Raw genomic sequence first — 15957 nt, 5'->3', positions numbered from 1 at the left:
GCAAATGCCGGCATCGGAGATGATGATGAAGAACGAATTCAAGGACCGTCTGGCGGTGCTCACCGGCGCCAGCTCCGGTATAGGTCTGGCACTGTGCTCCGCGCTGCTGCAGCGTGGCGCGAGAGTGCTGGCGATGTCGCGCACGCTGGGCGGCCTCGGTCCGCTGATGGAAACCTATGGGGACAACCTGCAGTGGCTCGCCGGCGATGTCACCTCGGCTGATGACCTGCATGCGCTGTGCCGCCGCGCGGCAGCCCTCGGTCCGGTGGATTATCTGGTGCCGAATGCGGGCATCGCCGAACTGGGTGACAGCCTCGACATGGCGTGCTTCGACCGGCAGTGGGCGGTCAATGGCGCCGGCGCGCTCAATACCCTGGGCGCGTTGCGCGGTGAACTGGCCAAGCCGGCCTCCGTGGTGTTTGTCGGCACCTTCCTGACCCGCACGACCTTTCCCGGCCTCGCGGCTTACATCGCCAGCAAGGCCGCGCTTGTGGCGCAGTCACGGACCCTGGCGGTGGAGCTGGCGCCCTTGGATGTGCGTATCAACGTCGTCTCTCCAGGTCCGACAGCTACATCGATCTGGGGCAGCCTCGGGCTGGCGGACGAGCAGCTCGATCAGGTCGCCGAGCAGGTCAGCAAGCGCCTCCTGCCCGGGCATTTCCTCGAATCGGCGGCCGTCGCCAACGTCATCCTGTTCCAGCTGTCCCAGGGCGCCCGCGGCGTGTTCGGCCAGGACTGGGTGGTCGATAACGGCTACACCCTCAACTGACCGGTGAGGAACCATGCTCTTCGGATGGAAAAGGGCGGCCCGGCTGCTGCAACCGGAGCGTGATCGGGTGCGCGAACGTGCATTCGGCGGTGCATTGACACGGTAGCAGGCCCTTGAGGCGTTCTGCCGTGAGGTGCTGGAAGACAGGCCTGCCCATCCGGGTGAAATGGAAGAGCCAACCTCGAGGTGATGCGCATCGTAGCGGCGCTGCTTCGCGCACACGAGCAGGCGCGGCCTGTCTCTGGTGAAACAACCTTGCCAGCCTGACGCATCCACAGGTTGGGGCTGTGGTGGGTTTGCCTGCATGCGCAGGCTAACCCTTTCGTTGTTGCCAGCAAAATTTTTGCACTAGAGCAACAATACTATTCATTGGCATAGCGCCTTGAGTGCACCGAGAATGTGCGCTCGTTTGCCCGGTGCGTCTATTTGAAGCACTGGTCTTCCTCGATGAACGCGTCGCGCCGGATGCTGATTGCGCCCGCCAGCGTTCGAAACCCAATTCATACAAGCGAGACCTATGCAGCAACGCCTGTTCGACTGGTGCCGATCCTTTGCGCCCGCGCCGCTGGTGGCGCAACCCGTCGAGTGGTTGCGCGTGGCGTTTGGCGTCGCCCTGGCGATGCTGGTGGTGTTGCCGGCCTGCGCCTGGGCCTTTGGAGCATCGCTCACGTTACCTCTGGCCGCGCCGGCCGCAGCTTCCGCCGTACTGGTCTTTGCTGCGCCGTCGAGTCCGTTCGCGCAGCCCTGGGCAGTGTTTGCGGGGAACCTGCTGGCGACGCTGATCGGCGTGGCGCTTGGCGCCAGCGGGCTGGCGCCGATGATGGCGGCGGGTATAGCCGGTGCGTTGGTCATCATCTGCCTGCTTTGTGCGCGCTGCCTGCATCCACCGGGTGCAGCGCTGGCGCTGGTCGCAGTGGTTGGCAGCCCGGAGATCCATGCGCTGGGTTTTGCGATGCTTTACCCGGTGGCGTTCAATTCGGCACTGCTGGTGGCGGTGGCACTGATCTACAACAACCTCACCCGGCATGCCTATCCGAAGCCGCGTGCGGCCCGGGGCAACAGCCACCACACCTTCGATGCGCTTCCGAGCGAACGCATGAGCTTCAGTGAAGACGATGTAGCCAGGGCGCTGGCCGACTTTGGCGAGTATGTGGACGTGAGCCGGGACGACCTGGCTCAACTGATCAAGCAGACCGAAAAGCACGCCTTGCGCCGCAGCATGGGCGAGGTCACGGCGGCCGATATCATGTCCCGCGACCTTTACTGGGGCACTCCGGAGGCCACCACCGAGGCGGCCTGGAACACCTTGCGTCGCCATCGGCTGCATTCGCTGCCTTTGGTTCAGGCCGAAAGCCGGGAGCTGCTGGGCATCGTCACGCTGGTCGATCTGCTCAAACATCTGCGTTCCAGCCCGACACGTCGCCTAGGGTTGCGTCAGCTGAAACAGGCCCGGGCTGTTCGCCTGGAGGCCATCATGAGCTCTCCGGTCATCAGCGTTAACCAGGACACGCACATGGTCGACATGGTCTACCTGCTTTCCGATCGTGGCCTGCATTGCCTGCCGGTGGTTGATGGCCAGCATCGCCTGGTGGGCATGATCACCCAGACCGATCTGATCGCGGCGCTCTACCGGAACTGGCTGAAGCATCTGCCCGACTGAAGGCGTGCGGTTGCACCGCGTGGCCTGGCTGCTGCTGAGTTAAGGGGTTTTGAACCTGTGGCATAGTGGCATTGCCTGAGAGCAATACCCCACCTTCAAGCCGAGCCCATGCAAGAGCACTTTACCGACTGGCTGCGATCCTTCTTTCCGGCGCCTTTGAGCGTAGGACCGAAAGAGTGGTTGCGTTCGGTGATCGGCGTGGGTCTGGTGGTCTTGCCGATGGTCTCGATCGGTCTCTGGCTATTCGGTGGCCCGGTCACACTGCACATCGTGGCGCCAGCCGGCGCCTCGGCAGTCATCCTCTTCAGCGCCTCGTCCAGCCCCTTCGCCCAGCCGTGGTCGGTGCTAGGCGGCAACCTCATCGCTGCCACCATCGGTATTTCGCTGGGCGCCAGCGCCATGCCGACTGTTGCGGCAGCCGTGCTGGCGGTGTGCCTGGCCATCGGCTGCCTGTTCCTGCTGCGCTGCATGCATCCGCCCAGCTGTGCGCTGGCGATGGTGGCAGCCATCGGGGGGCCGGGCATCAGCGAGCTGGGCTATGGCCTGCTACTGCCGGTGGGCTTCAATTCGCTGCTGCTGATCGCCGCTGCCCTTGTCTACAACAACCTTACCCGCCACCCGTACCCGAAGCCGCGTACGGCAACCGTTGTGGAACAGAGCAGCAGCGTGCCGCTGGGTGAAGAGCACATGAGCTTTACCGGTAATGACGTGGACCGCGCGTTGCAGGACTTCGGGGAAATCGTCGACATCACCCGCGATGATCTGGTCGAACTGATCAAGCGCACCGAGACCCATGCGATCCGCCGCAGCATGGGAGCCGTGATCGCCGCTGACATCATGTGCCGCGAGCTGCACACCACAGGACCGGCGGCACGGGTCCGTCAGGCCTGGGAGATCGTACGCCGGCATCGCCTGCACTCGCTGGCGGTCGTCGACCCGGCCGATGGCAAGCTGGCCGGTATCGTTACGCTGACCGACCTGCTGCAGCACCTGGAGCCCAACCCGTCACGGCTCAATCTGCGGCGCCTGGCTTTCAACCGCCAGGCGCGGGTCGATCACATCATGAGCGCCCCGGTGGTTTCGGTGCATGAAGACGCCCATCTCACCGATCTGGTCTATCTGCTGGCCGATCGTCGCATGTCCTGTCTGCCGGTCGTGGACCAGGAGCATCGCCTGGTGGGCATGATCACCCAGAGCGATCTGGTAGCGGGGTTGTATCAGAACTGGATGAAGCGGCTCAGGGATTGAGCCGGGTGGGTCGCTCGGTTTTTCCGGGGCTCTAGATCTCATAGGTCCAGCGTGACCAGTCGTATTCCTCATCCGCGACGTCACGCAGCAGTTGTATGGCTCGCCGCAGGGGCGCCGACTCGGCTGCCCGCGAGTAGACCAGATACACCGGATAGCTGAACTCCGGCGCCTGCTCGACGCGCTTGAGCAAACCTTCGTCCAGGTAGCGCTGGACCACCCGTGTGCGGAAATAGCCCCTTCCGCCGTGTTGCACCAGGTACTGCAGCGCCAATGGTCCCAGACTGAACGAAACCGCTGCGCGAATATGTGCAGGCAGGGCGCGATCGTGCTGGCTGCGAAAAGCCGGGCCCCAGTCGACGTACAGATAGGGGTCGGGCTCATAGCTGTGTACGACCTGGATCAGTTTTTCCTCAAGCAGCTGCTCGACCTGAAGCCCTGCCCGGTATTCAGGTTGATGCACCAGTGCCGCATCGAGCACGCCGAGGTCGAGCCTGTTCTGCAGCTCGCTGTCGCTGGCGACCTCGCTGCGCACTGCGTGGTCGGGTAGCGCCTGGCGCAGCTGCTTGACCCAGGCAAGCATCAGCGGGTTGCAAAGGCTGACTTCCGCACCGAGCGCGAGCAGCTTGTCGTAGCCGCTCGGCAGCGGCAGGTCGCGCCGGGCCGCTTCCCAGGTCTGTACCAGCTGGTTGGCGTAGGCAACGAAGCGCTCACCATCGCTCGTCAGCCGCGCCCCGGCCCGGTTGCGGATAAAGAGCCTGCAGCCAAGCTGCGCTTCGAGACTGCGAACCCGAGCGGTGACGGCTGTCTGGGTAATGTGCAGGCGCTCGGCTGCGGCGATGAAGCTGCCGCTGCGAATGATCTCAAGGAAGGTACGGGCGAGATCGATGTCCATGGGAAGGAGGGGCTCATATCAACGGGAGTGATATGAAAGCAGGTTGGGATCAACGATGAAAGCCGACAACGGCGCTGGAGGCGTAAGGCTGGACGACTGGCGCCAGATGCCGGCCTGACGCTCGATTCCTCCTGCCTCCTGCCTCCTGCCTCCTGCCTCCTGCCTCCAGCGCTTCTATCGTCTATTTCGTTAATGCGATGTCCCTTCGGCAAACTCGATCTTGTTGCCCACGTTGTACTTGCCCGAGGGCTTGTTCATCGGGATGCGCTTGATCTCCTCGAGTGTCTTGGCGTCGTAGACGATCAGGGCGCCGTCGGTGTCCCAGACGCTCAGCAGGGCATAGCGGCCATCGTTGGTGAACTCGACGTGGGCGGCGTTCTTGCCTGGCATCGGCCGGAGCGTATGGGCGACCTCCAGGGTCTGCTTGTCGATCAGATGCACGGCATCGTTCTTGGGGCCGAAGAACACGTCGGTCCAGGCGTAGGGGGCATTCAGATGGCTGCGCATAAAGAAGCCCGGCCCTTCGGTGGGGATTTCCTTGATCAGCTTCCAGCTTTGCAGGTCCAGCACAGAGATCAGGCCCTTGCTCACGTTGGGCGTGGCGAACACCCACTTGCCGTTGCGCTTCCAGTAGATGCCCGAGCCCAGGTGCGGCATGCCCGGCAGCGGGATGTCGGTGACCGCCTTGCCGCTATCCAGATCGATAACCTGCCCACCAAGTGCCTTGCGCGAGGTGGCGAGCAGGTAGCGGTAGTCCGGTGTGAACGAGAAGTCGTCGAGGAAGTCGGCGGCCTCGATGCGTCGTGGCTGGAAGTCCGGTTCCCCGGCGTAGGACAGCTCCCAGGCCTCCTTCACATCCTTCAGGGCGACTACGAAGCTGTCGCGCGGCGGTGCGGTGTAGACGGCGCTGACCCGCGATTTGGTACCGTCAGCAGCCACTGCCGGGATGTGTTTGACCAGCGACAGGTCGCGGGCGTCGAGCAGCACCAGGTTGCCCGGCAGGTAGTTGCCCACCAGCACCCAGCGGCCGTCGTTGCTGACCGCCAGGTTGCGCGTGTTCAGCCCGGCGCGGACCTCGGCGATCATGGTCAGGTTGTGCAGGTCGTAGACGCTGATCCAGCCATCGCGCGAAGCGAAATAGACGAAGCGGCCGTCCGGCGAGAACTTCGGTCCGCCATGCAGCGCGAAATGCGAAGGGAAGTTGGCCAGCTCCTCGAACTTATCACCGTCCAGTACACGGACGTGATGGTTGCCGGCCTCGACCACGACGAACAGGTTGAGCGGATCGGCGCCGTGCTGTGGCGTGCTCGGCAGCGTGGCGACGTCGTTGATGATGCGGTGGCTGGCACGGATATCGGCGTCGCTCCAGGTCGGCGGCGTTGCGGCCGGCTGGTAAAGGTAGCTGACCAGCCCGTCGATCTGCGGGTCGGAAAGACGATCACCGAATGCGGCCATCTGGCTGGCCGGACGACCGTTGCGGATGACCTCGCGGGCTTCGTCCGGCTTGAGTCGGCTGAGACTTTCTGGCAGCAGGGCGGGGCCGGCGCCACCGAGGCGGTTGACGCCGTGGCAGCTCTGGCAATGCGTCTCGTACAGCGTGCCGGCCTGTTCCAGGGAGACGACCTCGGGCGCAGCCTGGAGCGCGCTGCTTAGCAACAGCAGGCCAAGGGGGATCAGTCGCATAGGGCCTCCACCTCGGTTGGCTGATGGCTGAAACTGGCATGCAGTCGCGCCGGAAACTCCAGCGTCCTGCCGGCGAAAAGGCCCACCACCTGGCCGATCACCGTCAGGGTTGGCGGTTTAAGCTCATGCTCCTGAGCCATCCTGGGAAGCTGCTTCAGGGTGCAGCGCACCACCTGTTGATCGGCTCGGGTACCGCTACCGATCAGCGCGGCTGGCGTGTCGACAGGCAGGCCGGCGGCGATCAGGTTGCGCGAGATTTCACCGAGACTGGCCAGGCCCATGTAAAACACCAGCGTCTGCTTGCCCTCGACCATGCTGCGCCAGGGCAATTGCAGCGCGCCGTCCTCCTGCAGGTGGCCGGTGATGAACTGGCAAGAGTGCGCCAGGTCGCGGTGGGTCAGCGGAATTCCGGCGTAGGCGCTGCAACCGGCAGCGGCCGTAACGCCCGGCACCACCTGGCCATTGATGCCGTGCGCCAGGAGATATTCGAGTTCTTCGGCGCCGCGCCCAAAGATGAAGGGGTCGCCGCCCTTGAGACGCACCACGCGCAGATTCTGCCTGGCCAGATCGACAAGCAGCTGGTTGATCTGCGGCTGGGGCAGGCTGTGATAACCGCTGGTCTTGCCCACGTAGTGGCGCGCGCAGCTGGCGGGCAGCAGCTGCATCAGGCCGTCACTGACCAGGCGATCGTAGACGACCGCGTCAGCCTGCTGCAGCAGGCTCCAGGCGCGCAGCGTGAGCAATCCAGGGTCGCCCGGACCGGCGCCGACCAGGGCAACTTCGCCAGCGGCGAGCGTGGCGCCGAGCGAAGCGGGAAGGGTGTTGGGCTGATCCATGGGAACTCCTTAACTCTCATCGGGCGGGCGGTATGTACGGGGCGGCCTTGGGGTCGCTCTTGCTCAAATGGCGATGCTGGGAATGCATTCTGGTTGTGGCAGACCGATCTCCTGGTCACTGAGGTAGCAGCCGGGGTCTTCGCCCCAGAGGTTGCCCTCGGCCCAGGCGCGGGTGCGGGTGTTGCCGTTGCAGATCGACAGCCAGCGGCACTCGGCGCAGCGTCCGGTCACGGCGCGGGGGTGCTGGCGCAGCTCGCTGAGCAGCGGCTCGGGATTGTCCAGCCAGAGCTCACGGAACGACTGTCGCCGTACATTGCCGACGGTGTGCTGCCACCAGTAGGTATCCGGGTGCACATCGCCGATGTTGTCGATATTGGCGATGCCGCCCCCCGACGCATTGCCGCCCCAGGCGAGCAACATCTGCTCCAGACGATCGCGGTGCTGTGGCAGATGGGTTTCCACCCACTGCAGCAGCAGGATGGCGTCGGCGTCGTTGTTGCCACTGACGAAATCGGTTTCCCTGCCGTTCCGAACGTCGTCCCAGGCTTGCTCGAACAGCTGGTGCATGGCGTCGCGGGTCATCTGATGATGGGCGTCGGCCTTGCGGCTGCGCTTGCCGCGGCCGCTGTAGTTGAGGTGCGAGAGATAAAATTTCTGCACGTCGTGTTCGCGCATCAGCGCCAGCAGCGCCGGCAGTTGCGGGTAGTTGTTCTGCGTCAGGGTAGTGCGCAGGCCGACGCGGATGCCATGCTGGCGGCACAGGTCGATGGCGTGCATCGAGGCGGCGAAGCTGCCCTTGAGCTGGCGCCAGTCGTCATGCACCGCTTCCAGCCCGTCGATGCTGATGCCGACATAGTCGTACTTGGCGGCGGCGATCTGCTCGATGTTCTGCTCGTCGATCAGCGTCCCGTTGGTCGACAGCGCGACGAAGAAGCCGCGCAGGCGTGCGTACTCGGACAGCTCGAAGATGTCATCGCGCAACAGCGGCTCGCCGCCGGACAGGATCAGCACACGCACGCCGGCTTCGTGGAGATCATCGATGACCTTGAGCGCCTCGGCGGTCTCCAGCTCGTCACGAAAGACGCTGTCAGCGGAGGTTGCATAGCAGTGCTTGCAGGTCAGGTTGCAGCGGCGCAGCAGGTTCCAGATCACCACAGGCGGCCGGCTCGCACCCTTACTCCGCGCACCCAGTACCGGCATGGCTGGCCGGGCGAGGGCGCGCAGGTAATGGCTGATTCTCAACATGGGCTTTTCTCCCCGCGTCACGGGCGTTGCGTGGATCGATGGATGCAGCATCCCCGAGCGGCACGGGCCAATCCTTGACTGGAAACAATAAAAGCCTTGGTCCGGGAAGGGGCATGGCGAGCCTTGGGTTGAAAGGGCATGGTCTGGCCTGTCACATCAGCAAGGCCTGCCAGTGAACGGAAGGGCCACATGGGGTGGATGTTGCCGCTCAGTGGTTCGCCACCCGGTGGACCGCCACCCGATGGATCGCCACCCGATGGATCGCCACCCGGAGTATCGGTGAAGCGTGATTCGCCCTACGAGAGGACGGGATCGGCGCGGAACAGGATGTCTCTTCATCGCTTTGGCGGGACTCAGACCGCCCGCGGGGTCTGGGGCTGCTCTAGCGTCGACTGCCCACACGCAGCCCGGTCTTTTTCAGTATGCGGCTGCTGACGAGCATTTCCTCGGCCCGGCAGGCGCTGCCGAGCAGGCGGCGAATCTCGGCGCGGTAGGCATCGATTTCTTCGGCGCTGCGGCCGTGGACCATGGCGAACAGGTTGTAATGCCAGCCCTGCCGGCGAGGCCGGCGGTAGCAGTGGCTGACGAAGGGCTGCGAACCGATCAGCGGGCCCAGGCGAGCAAGCTGGGCGTCATCCACATCCCAGACGGTCATGCCGTTGTGCCGATAACCGAGGCGGTAGTGGTTGGGTACTGCGGCGATGCGTCGGATGGCGCCGTCGGCCTGCAGGCGCTGCAGCAGTTCAAGGGTAGCCTCGACGCTGAGATCCAGCCGCTCGGCGAGCCAGGCCCAGGGGTCGTCTACCAGCGGCAGACCGGCTTCGGTAAGCGAGACCAGCCGTTTCGACAACTCGTCCAGGCCGGTCGGTTCAGACCGGGAAGTGCAAGCCGACATGGTAGGTCTCCTCCTTGGGCAGGTTGAGCACCGGCAGGCCCGTCTCGGCTTCGATGCGGGTGATCGTTTGGGCGATGCCTTCGGGCGTCGCGCAGCCGAGCACGAACCACATGTTCCAGGCGTGTTCGCGACGGTAGTTGTGTGCCACTTCGGGCATCGCCGCGAGCTGCTCGGCAACGGTATCGAAGCGCTCCTCGGGTACCGACAGCGCAGCCAGGGTAAAGGCGCCGCCAAGCCGCTCTATGTCGAACATCGGGCCGAAACGAGTCAGGGTGCCGTCATCGAGCAGGGCCTGGACCCGCTGGCGCAGCTGCATCGGGCTCGCGCCCAGTTCTTCAGCGAGGGCCTGCCAGGGGTGGCGAACCAGCGGCAGGCCGTGTTGCAGGCGGTTGATCAGCTGTCGGTCGAGTTCATCCATGGGCGTGCTCCAGCGCGGCGGATGGGGCATAGCGACCGCCGCACTGCTTGAACGCACGGGTGCTGAACAGCAATTGGTGCGGTACCTCACTCAGCCCATGCCTGGCCAGTAATGCGTCGATCAGCGCGCAGACCTGCTCGCGCTCACGGCCGTGAACCATGCAGAACAGGTTGTAAGGCCAGTCGGGCAGACGTCGCGGGCGCTGGTAACAGAGATTGATGCCCGCTTCCTGACCGAGCCTTTGGCCGATTTCATCGACCCGGTCGTCCGGGATGTCCAGCACCAGCATGGCGTTGGCGCGAAAGCCCAGCGCACGATGCTTGAGTACCAGCCCGACGCGCCGAAACAGTCCGCTCTCGTTCCAGCAGCGGACCTGTTCCAGCACCGCCTCTTCGCTGGTACCCACGCGCTCGGCCAGCACCTTATAGGGACGTGCGGCCAGTGGCAGGCCGGCTTCGAGCAGGCGCCGCAGCTGCAGTGCCTGGAGATCGTTCAGCAGTGCGGTCATGGCGCGTCTCCGATGGGGAAGCCCAGGTCGATGCGGTAGGCGGCCTGCATCGGCAGGTCGAGCGGGACCAGGCCGGTTTCGGCTTCGATCTGTAGCAGCAGCGCATCGATGCGGGCGCGGTCCGGGCCGGTGAGCACGAACCAGAGGTTGTAGTGATGCTCGCGCAGGTAGTTGTGGTTGACCTCTGGATAGCGGTTGATCAGCCAGGCGACCTGCTCCAGCTGCCCCTCGGGTACGGCAAGGGCGACAAGCGTGCTGGCACCGGCGCGGCTGTGTTCGAACACCGGGCCGATGCGCGACAGACCACCGCCGCTTTCCAGCTGTTCGAGGCATGCGAGGACTTCGCTTTCGCTGCAGTCCAGGGCATCGGCCATGGCGCGATAGGGTTCGGCGCACAGCGGCATGCCGTGCTGGAAACGGTCGATCAGGCGGCGACTGAGAGTATCGATATGCATGTCACAACCCCGTTTCGTGAGCGCGGCTGGTAAAGAAAATGCCGCTCGGGCTGTCGGCCGGCAGGCGCTTGATCAGTTTCAGCGCGTAGGGGTCCCAGACCTGTACCTCGTTGCCGTCGCGCACCGATAGCCAGAGCTGGTCACCGCGGGCGGTGAATTCCATGTGCAGCACCGCCGGGCCGGGTTCCAGGGTCTGGATGATCTGGTGGGTTTCGCTGTCGATGACCTGCACCTTGCCGTTGTCGGGATGGGCGAAGTTCACCCAGATCTGCCGGGCATCCGGCCGCGCCATGACGAACACCGGTTGGCCGGCGACGTCGATGGCATCGGTCTGCTTCCAGTTTTGCGAGTCCATCACCAGCACCCGGTGCTGGCCGATGGCGGGTACGAAGGTCTGGTTTCCGGCCACGGTCCAGCCTTCCAGATGCGGCATCTTGTACACCGGCAGCTTTTCCTGGCCGCGGCCGTAGCCGTCGATGATGCGCTCGACGCCACGCGCGGTGTGCCAGAGGTCGATCTTGGCCATGCCGTCCTCACCGAACAGGCCGGCGATGTAGTAACGGCCGTCGGGTGTCAGCAGGGCGTCATAGGGCTGCTTGCCGACGTCTTTGAAGCGCGTGATCTCCGGGGTGTTGCCCTGGCTGAAATCCAGCAGCCAGGTCTCGTTGGTATCGAACAGGCTGTAGATGAAGCGGCGGCCTGGCGCATCGATGACCCCGACCACCCGGGAGTTGCGGCTGCCATCGGCCATTGGCGTGGCGGGTACGTCCGCCACCAGTTCAAGGGTCTGGGCGTCGAACACTTTTACGCCACCGGGCTCGTAGTTGCCGACGGCGATCAGCGTGCCGTCCTGGCTGATGGCACCACCAATGCTGTTGCCACCCTGCACCACGCGCTTGTCGATGCGTTGCTCAAGCAGGTCGACCTTGGTCAGGCCGCCGTCACGACCGAAGACATAGGCGAAGCGCTCATCACGGGAAAACACCACCGATGCATGGGACAGGTCGCCGAGCCCCTCGATGCGCGCCAGGCGGGACTTGCCGCTGGTTTCGATGATCTGCAGGGCACCGGTGGCGCGTTCCACCACTACGCCCATGTCACCGGTTCCGCGTAGCGGCTGTCCGGCGCAGGCACCAAGCAGCAGGGTGGTCATGGCCACCAGCAGGGATGGACGAATCATGGTTTTGGGTATCCTTCGAGCAGTAGGTCCACCAGCCAGGCGATGTCCCCGTCGTCGAGCAGGGCATTCCAGCCAGGCATGGCGGTGCCCGGTCGTCCGTGGGTCACGGTGGCGATCAGGTTTTCGCGGGGTTTGCCGGCTATAGCGTCGCGGGTCAGTGCGGGACCAAGGCCGCCGGTCATGCGCAGGCCGTGGCAGGAGCCGCAATCCTGTACCAGCAGGTGTTCGAGCTGAGCCTGGCGCTCGGCTGTCGGGGCGTCAGCCAGGGCAGCGGAAAAGGGGAGGAGGGACACCAGGGCGAGCCCCAAACCGAATGCTGCATGTCGGGACCGGATCATGATGTCCTCCAGGCTGTTACTTGAGGCTCAGAACCCACTCGGCGAGGGTCTTGGCTTCTTCATCGGTGACTGGGTTTGGCGGCATCGGGATCGGGCCCCAGTTGCCCTGGGTACCGTTCTTGATGTGCCCGGCGAGCAGGTCGGCGGCACCTTCCTGGCCAGCATACTTGGCAGCTACTTCTTTCAGCGCCGGGCCAACCAGCTTGGCATCGATGCTGTGGCAGGCCGCGCAGGGCTTGCTCTTGAACAGCGCCTCACCGTCCTGCGCCACGGCGGGCTGCAGGACCATGGCGCCGCTCATGGCGAGCAGGGGGATCAGAAACTTCTTCATGAGTTACTTCCTCAAGGCTAAGTGGGGGGATCTTGCGTCCCCCCGGTTTGCACTCAGTACACGTCGTGCTGAGTGTTATGGACGTTAAATTTACCGGTCGGGGTAATCAACCTTTTGTCCTTGATCACCTTTTTCAGCTTTAACGTCTTGTCATCGACCACGACGATGGCCGATTGGTCTTCCTGACCGCTCCACACGGAGAACCAGACTTCGTCTCCCGCTTCGTTGTACTCCGGCTGCACGACGCGTTTGGCACCGTCGGTCAGGCCGGCCCATTCGGCGATGGGCAACACGGTGTAGCCAGCGCCCAGGTCATTGATGTTGAACACGGCAGCCGACTGGCTGACCTTGGCGTCCGGGTTGAAGGTGGTGTCCAGGTACATGTGGCTGGATTTCGGGTGGGTCTTGATGAACAGCGAGCCGCCGCCCTGGCCCTTGAGCGTCTCGACCACTTTCCAGGCCTGGTCAGGATGCTTGTCCGGGTCGGTACCGATCAGGGAGATGGTTTCGTCACCCAGGTGGCTGGTGGCCCAGACCGGACCGAACTTGGGATGCACGAAGTTGGCGCCACGGCCCGGGTGCGGGATCTTGCCGACGTCCACCAGGGCAGCCAGCTTGCGATCCTTGGAATCGATCACCGCGACCTTGTTGGAGTTGTTCGCCGCTGTCATGAAGTAGCGGTGACTGACGTCCCAGCCACCGTCATGCAGGAACGGCGCGGTGCCGATGATGGTGGTCGAGAGGTTGTCGATGTCCTCGTAGTTGACCAGCATGACCTTGCCGGTTTCCTTGACGTTGACGATGAATTCCGGGTGCTCGTGCGAGGCGATGATGGCCGCCACGCGAGGCTCCGGATGGTATTCCTGGGTGCCGACGGTCATGCCGCGGGTGGAAACGATCTGCAGCGGCTCCAGGGTCTCGCCATCCATGATGGTGTACTGCGGCGGCCAGTAGTCGCCGGCGATCACGTACTTGTCTTCGTAGCCCTTGAACTTGGAGGTTTCAACCGAGCGGGCCTCGATGCCCACCTTGATCTCGGCAACCTTGGTCGGCTCCTTGGCCCAGAGGTCGATCATGTCGATCTTGGCGTCGCGGCCGATGACGAACAGGTAGCGGCCGGAGGCTGACATGCGCGAGATGTGCACGGCGTAGCCGGTGTCGATGGTCTTGACGATTTCCTTGGTCTCGCCGTCGATCAGGGCGATCTTGCCGTCGTCACGCAGGGTGACCGAGAACAGGTTCGGCAGATCCAGCTTGTTCATCTGCTTCTTCGGCCGATCCTCTGGCTTGACCAGCACGTGCCAGGTGTCCTTCATCTGCGCCATGCCCCACTCCGGCGGTGTCGGTGGGGTGTGCTGGATGAACTTGGCCATCAGGGTGATTTCGTCTTTGGTCAGCGCGTTGGATGTGCCCCAGTTGGGCATGCCGGCGGGCGATCCATAGGTGATCAGCGCTTCGAGATAGGCCTGGCCGCGCTCCTGGGTGATGTCAGGTGTCAGTGGCTTGCCGGTTGCACCCTTGCGCAGTACGCCGTGGCAGCCGGCGCAGCGCTGGAAGTAGATTTCCTTGGCCTGCTCGAAATCGGCAGCGCTCAGGTCCGGCGCACCGGGCGAGTGGACAACCTGGGCGCTGGCCGGATCGATCGCCGACGCCTGGCCCTTGTAAGCAGCATCTGCGTTTTCCGGGTTCATCGCCGCCTGGGCAACTGCCAGACCGAGCAGTGAAAAGCCGGCGATGACACCTGTTAAGAATGGTTTGCGCATACTGTTTTTCTCCTCTGGCCGCTTCGTGCGGCGCCTGCTAACTAGCAACGGTGTGGCAGTGCCTGAGTCTCGCTGTTGTGCGGTTGCATCCTATGGCGGGGGTTGCGCGAGTGCGCTTGATGGCAATCAAGAGTCGATTCGGGATGCCCCGAGCGTGACGTCGTGTCGCGGGGATGGGGTTGCGTATGAAGCAAAACCGGGTTGCGCCAAGGCCCCATGGCTGTCTGGCTTGCCGCTCGATCTGGCCTGGGCTTGACCGCAATCAAGCTTTGCCGGCGGGCGGCTTGAGGCAGGACGACGCGGCGGTTAGCGTGGCGATAGATGATTGTCCAACTGCCGCAGTGAGGTATTGCCAATGAACGCGCCCGAGAACCTGGTCGGCATGACTGCCGCCCCGTTCTATCAATCGCTGGGCAACGAAGAGGTGCTTTTCGAGCAGGCCTGGCGGCACGGCATGCCGGTGCTGATCAAGGGCCCGACCGGCTGCGGCAAGACCCGCTTCGTGCAGCACATGGCGCATCGGCTGAACCTGCCGCTGTACACCGTGGCCTGCCATGACGACCTCTCCGCCGCCGACCTGGTCGGTCGTCACCTGATCGGCGCCCAGGGCACCTGGTGGCAGGACGGCCCGCTGACCCGCGCGGTGCGCGAAGGCGGCATCTGCTATCTGGATGAGGTGGTCGAGGCACGCCAGGACACTGCCGTGGTGCTGCACCCGCTGGCGGACGACCGTCGCGAGCTGTTCATCGAACGCACCGGCGAATCGCTCAAGGCGCCGCCGGGGTTCATGTTGGTGGTCAGCTACAACCCCGGTTACCAGAACCTGCTCAAGGGCATGAAGCCGAGCACCCGCCAGCGCTTCGTGGCCATGCGCTTCGACTACCCGCCGGCCGCCGAGGAAGTGCGCATCGTCGCCAACGAGGCTCAGGTGGATGCGCAGCTGGCAGCGCAGGTAGTCAAGCTCGGGCAGGCACTGCGCCGCCTCGAGCAGCATGATCTGGAGGAGGTCGCCTCGACCCGTCTGTTGATTTTCACGGCGCGCATGATCCGTTCCGGCATGAGCCCCCGCGACGCCTGTCTGGCTTGTCTGGCCGAACCGCTGTCGGACGATGCGCAAACGGTCGCGGCGCTGATGGATGTGGTCGATGTCCACTTCGCTTGAACCGATGACTGCCCGGCGCCTGCCGGGTGACCTGGCGATGTGGTTTTTTATCCTCGCCGAGCTGACGGTCTTCGCCATCCTGATCCTGGCATTCGCCGTGACACAGGTGCTGAGCCCCGAGTTGTTCAGCCAGAGCCGTGAGGCACTGGACAGTTCGACGGGGCTCGCGCTGACCCTGAGCCTGCTGACATCGGGCCTCTTTGCCGCGCTGGCGGTTGAGCAGGTGCGAATGGCAAGGCCCCGCCGTGGAGCGTTGCTGCTGGCGGTTGCGCTGTGTTCATCCTGCGTCTATGTCGCGCTCAAGCTCAACGAGTATGGCCACCTGGCGGAGCTGGGCCTGGGCATCGAGCACAACACCTTCTTCACCCTGTACTGGATCCTTACCGGATTTCACTTTTTGCATGTGCTGCTGGGCATGATGATCCTCGGCTGGATGGCCTTGCGTTGCCAGCGCGGGCTCTACACGCCGGGTGACTGCGCCGGGCTCGAATCCGGCGTGCTCTATTGGCATATGGTGGACATGGTCTGGGTGCTGCTCTTTCCGCTGGTCTACGTACTCAACTGACGAGGTCAC

17 protein-coding genes are annotated in these 15957 nt (G+C 64.1%); 5 read left to right on the top strand and 12 right to left on the bottom strand.

Annotated elements, in window-relative coordinates; all coding sequences use genetic code 11:
* The first annotated feature begins 25 nt into the window (after nt 1–25).
* The 3 genes from AC4LFW_RS14445 to AC4LFW_RS14435 all read left to right on the top strand — a co-directional run bounded on the left by AC4LFW_RS14445 (nt 26) and on the right by AC4LFW_RS14435 (nt 3677).
* The gene (locus AC4LFW_RS14445; protein WP_491819778.1) at nt 26–769 is read left to right on the top strand and encodes an SDR family NAD(P)-dependent oxidoreductase; all 744 of its coding nucleotides are present in this window, start codon (nt 26–28) and stop codon (nt 767–769) included.
* A 517-nt stretch (nt 770–1286) separates the two neighbouring features.
* Nucleotides 1287–2429, top strand: a complete 1143-nt coding sequence (locus tag AC4LFW_RS14440) for an HPP family protein (protein WP_491819776.1) — start codon at nt 1287–1289, stop codon at nt 2427–2429.
* Nucleotides 2430–2537: 108 nt separating this feature from the next.
* Entirely contained in the window at nt 2538–3677 is a 1140-nt protein-coding gene (locus AC4LFW_RS14435; protein ID WP_491819774.1) for an HPP family protein, read from the top strand.
* Nucleotides 3678–3708: 31 nt separating this feature from the next.
* On the opposite strand, the gene AC4LFW_RS14430 is transcribed toward AC4LFW_RS14435, so the two are convergent.
* The 12 genes from AC4LFW_RS14430 to AC4LFW_RS14375 form a co-directional block, all read right to left on the bottom strand.
* Nucleotides 3709–4569 carry a LysR family transcriptional regulator gene (locus AC4LFW_RS14430; RefSeq protein WP_491819772.1) on the bottom strand — a complete coding sequence of 287 codons (861 nt, stop codon included), beginning with the start codon at nt 4567–4569 and terminating at the stop codon, nt 3709–3711.
* 189 nt (nt 4570–4758) lie between these two features.
* Complete coding sequence (locus tag AC4LFW_RS14425) at nt 4759–6252, bottom strand: cytochrome D1 domain-containing protein (protein WP_491819770.1); 1494 nt, start codon at nt 6250–6252, stop codon at nt 4759–4761.
* On the bottom strand, nt 6243–7088 hold the full coding sequence (gene cobA, locus AC4LFW_RS14420) for a uroporphyrinogen-III C-methyltransferase (protein WP_491819769.1): 846 nt from the start codon (nt 7086–7088) through the stop codon (nt 6243–6245). Before cobA ends, AC4LFW_RS14425 begins: the two co-directional genes overlap by 10 nt.
* A gap of 63 nt (nt 7089–7151) precedes the next feature.
* Entirely contained in the window at nt 7152–8333 is a 1182-nt protein-coding gene (gene nirJ, locus AC4LFW_RS14415) for a heme d1 biosynthesis radical SAM protein NirJ (protein ID WP_491819768.1), read from the bottom strand.
* A gap of 382 nt (nt 8334–8715) precedes the next feature.
* Nucleotides 8716–9228, bottom strand: a complete 513-nt coding sequence (ahbB, locus tag AC4LFW_RS14410; protein ID WP_491819767.1) for a siroheme decarboxylase subunit beta — start codon at nt 9226–9228, stop codon at nt 8716–8718.
* A complete protein-coding gene (locus tag AC4LFW_RS14405; protein WP_491819766.1) occupies nt 9203–9646 on the bottom strand; it encodes an Lrp/AsnC family transcriptional regulator in 444 nt (147 codons plus the stop codon). The genes ahbB (AC4LFW_RS14410) and AC4LFW_RS14405 overlap by 26 nt, the downstream gene beginning before the upstream one ends.
* Nucleotides 9639–10154: a siroheme decarboxylase subunit beta gene (gene ahbB, locus AC4LFW_RS14400; RefSeq protein WP_491819764.1), complete on the bottom strand. Its 516-nt coding sequence runs from the start codon at nt 10152–10154 to the stop codon at nt 9639–9641. The genes AC4LFW_RS14405 and ahbB (AC4LFW_RS14400) overlap by 8 nt, the downstream gene beginning before the upstream one ends.
* On the bottom strand, nt 10151–10609 hold the full coding sequence (locus AC4LFW_RS14395; protein ID WP_491819763.1) for an Lrp/AsnC family transcriptional regulator: 459 nt from the start codon (nt 10607–10609) through the stop codon (nt 10151–10153). The genes ahbB (AC4LFW_RS14400) and AC4LFW_RS14395 overlap by 4 nt, the downstream gene beginning before the upstream one ends.
* Before the next feature lies 1 nt (nt 10610).
* Nucleotides 10611–11789, bottom strand: coding sequence for a cytochrome D1 domain-containing protein (locus tag AC4LFW_RS14390; protein WP_491819761.1), 1179 nt, complete (start codon nt 11787–11789; stop codon nt 10611–10613).
* Nucleotides 11786–12127, bottom strand: coding sequence for a c-type cytochrome (locus AC4LFW_RS14385; RefSeq protein ID WP_491819759.1), 342 nt, complete (start codon nt 12125–12127; stop codon nt 11786–11788). The genes AC4LFW_RS14390 and AC4LFW_RS14385 overlap by 4 nt, the downstream gene beginning before the upstream one ends.
* A gap of 16 nt (nt 12128–12143) precedes the next feature.
* Nucleotides 12144–12458 carry a c-type cytochrome gene (locus AC4LFW_RS14380; protein WP_491819758.1) on the bottom strand — a complete coding sequence of 105 codons (315 nt, stop codon included), beginning with the start codon at nt 12456–12458 and terminating at the stop codon, nt 12144–12146.
* Nucleotides 12459–12511: 53 nt separating this feature from the next.
* Nucleotides 12512–14221, bottom strand: coding sequence for a cytochrome D1 domain-containing protein (locus AC4LFW_RS14375; RefSeq protein ID WP_491819757.1), 1710 nt, complete (start codon nt 14219–14221; stop codon nt 12512–12514).
* 355 nt (nt 14222–14576) lie between these two features.
* Here AC4LFW_RS14375 and AC4LFW_RS14370 point away from each other — a divergent pair, with 355 nt between their 5' ends.
* The gene (locus tag AC4LFW_RS14370; protein ID WP_491819756.1) at nt 14577–15383 is read left to right on the top strand and encodes a CbbQ/NirQ/NorQ/GpvN family protein; all 807 of its coding nucleotides are present in this window, start codon (nt 14577–14579) and stop codon (nt 15381–15383) included.
* Nucleotides 15367–15948 carry a cytochrome c oxidase subunit 3 gene (locus AC4LFW_RS14365; protein WP_491819755.1) on the top strand — a complete coding sequence of 194 codons (582 nt, stop codon included), beginning with the start codon at nt 15367–15369 and terminating at the stop codon, nt 15946–15948. Before AC4LFW_RS14370 ends, AC4LFW_RS14365 begins: the two co-directional genes overlap by 17 nt.
* Nucleotides 15949–15957 lie beyond the last annotated feature (9 nt).

This window comes from Stutzerimonas sp. C6.4V, from assembly GCF_058536345.1.
Note: the sequence above shows the minus strand (reverse complement) of the source record. Positions and strands in the feature narration are given on the sequence as shown.

Coding starts and splice junctions, on each gene's coding strand:
- AC4LFW_RS14425 (WP_491819770.1), bottom strand. CDS start 6,252: ATGCGACTGATCCCCCTTGGCCTGCTGTTGCTAAGCAGCGCGCTCCAG.
- AC4LFW_RS14430 (WP_491819772.1), bottom strand. CDS start 4,569: ATGGACATCGATCTCGCCCGTACCTTCCTTGAGATCATTCGCAGCGGC.
- AC4LFW_RS14365 (WP_491819755.1), top strand. CDS start 15,367: ATGTCCACTTCGCTTGAACCGATGACTGCCCGGCGCCTGCCGGGTGAC.
- ahbB (WP_491819767.1), bottom strand. CDS start 9,228: ATGTCGGCTTGCACTTCCCGGTCTGAACCGACCGGCCTGGACGAGTTG.
- AC4LFW_RS14445 (WP_491819778.1), top strand. CDS start 26: ATGAAGAACGAATTCAAGGACCGTCTGGCGGTGCTCACCGGCGCCAGC.
- ahbB (WP_491819764.1), bottom strand. CDS start 10,154: ATGACCGCACTGCTGAACGATCTCCAGGCACTGCAGCTGCGGCGCCTG.
- AC4LFW_RS14370 (WP_491819756.1), top strand. CDS start 14,577: ATGAACGCGCCCGAGAACCTGGTCGGCATGACTGCCGCCCCGTTCTAT.
- AC4LFW_RS14390 (WP_491819761.1), bottom strand. CDS start 11,789: ATGATTCGTCCATCCCTGCTGGTGGCCATGACCACCCTGCTGCTTGGT.
- nirJ (WP_491819768.1), bottom strand. CDS start 8,333: ATGTTGAGAATCAGCCATTACCTGCGCGCCCTCGCCCGGCCAGCCATG.
- AC4LFW_RS14375 (WP_491819757.1), bottom strand. CDS start 14,221: ATGCGCAAACCATTCTTAACAGGTGTCATCGCCGGCTTTTCACTGCTC.
- AC4LFW_RS14395 (WP_491819763.1), bottom strand. CDS start 10,609: ATGCATATCGATACTCTCAGTCGCCGCCTGATCGACCGTTTCCAGCAC.
- AC4LFW_RS14380 (WP_491819758.1), bottom strand. CDS start 12,458: ATGAAGAAGTTTCTGATCCCCCTGCTCGCCATGAGCGGCGCCATGGTC.
- AC4LFW_RS14440 (WP_491819776.1), top strand. CDS start 1,287: ATGCAGCAACGCCTGTTCGACTGGTGCCGATCCTTTGCGCCCGCGCCG.
- AC4LFW_RS14405 (WP_491819766.1), bottom strand. CDS start 9,646: ATGGATGAACTCGACCGACAGCTGATCAACCGCCTGCAACACGGCCTG.
- cobA (WP_491819769.1), bottom strand. CDS start 7,088: ATGGATCAGCCCAACACCCTTCCCGCTTCGCTCGGCGCCACGCTCGCC.
- AC4LFW_RS14385 (WP_491819759.1), bottom strand. CDS start 12,127: ATGATCCGGTCCCGACATGCAGCATTCGGTTTGGGGCTCGCCCTGGTG.
- AC4LFW_RS14435 (WP_491819774.1), top strand. CDS start 2,538: ATGCAAGAGCACTTTACCGACTGGCTGCGATCCTTCTTTCCGGCGCCT.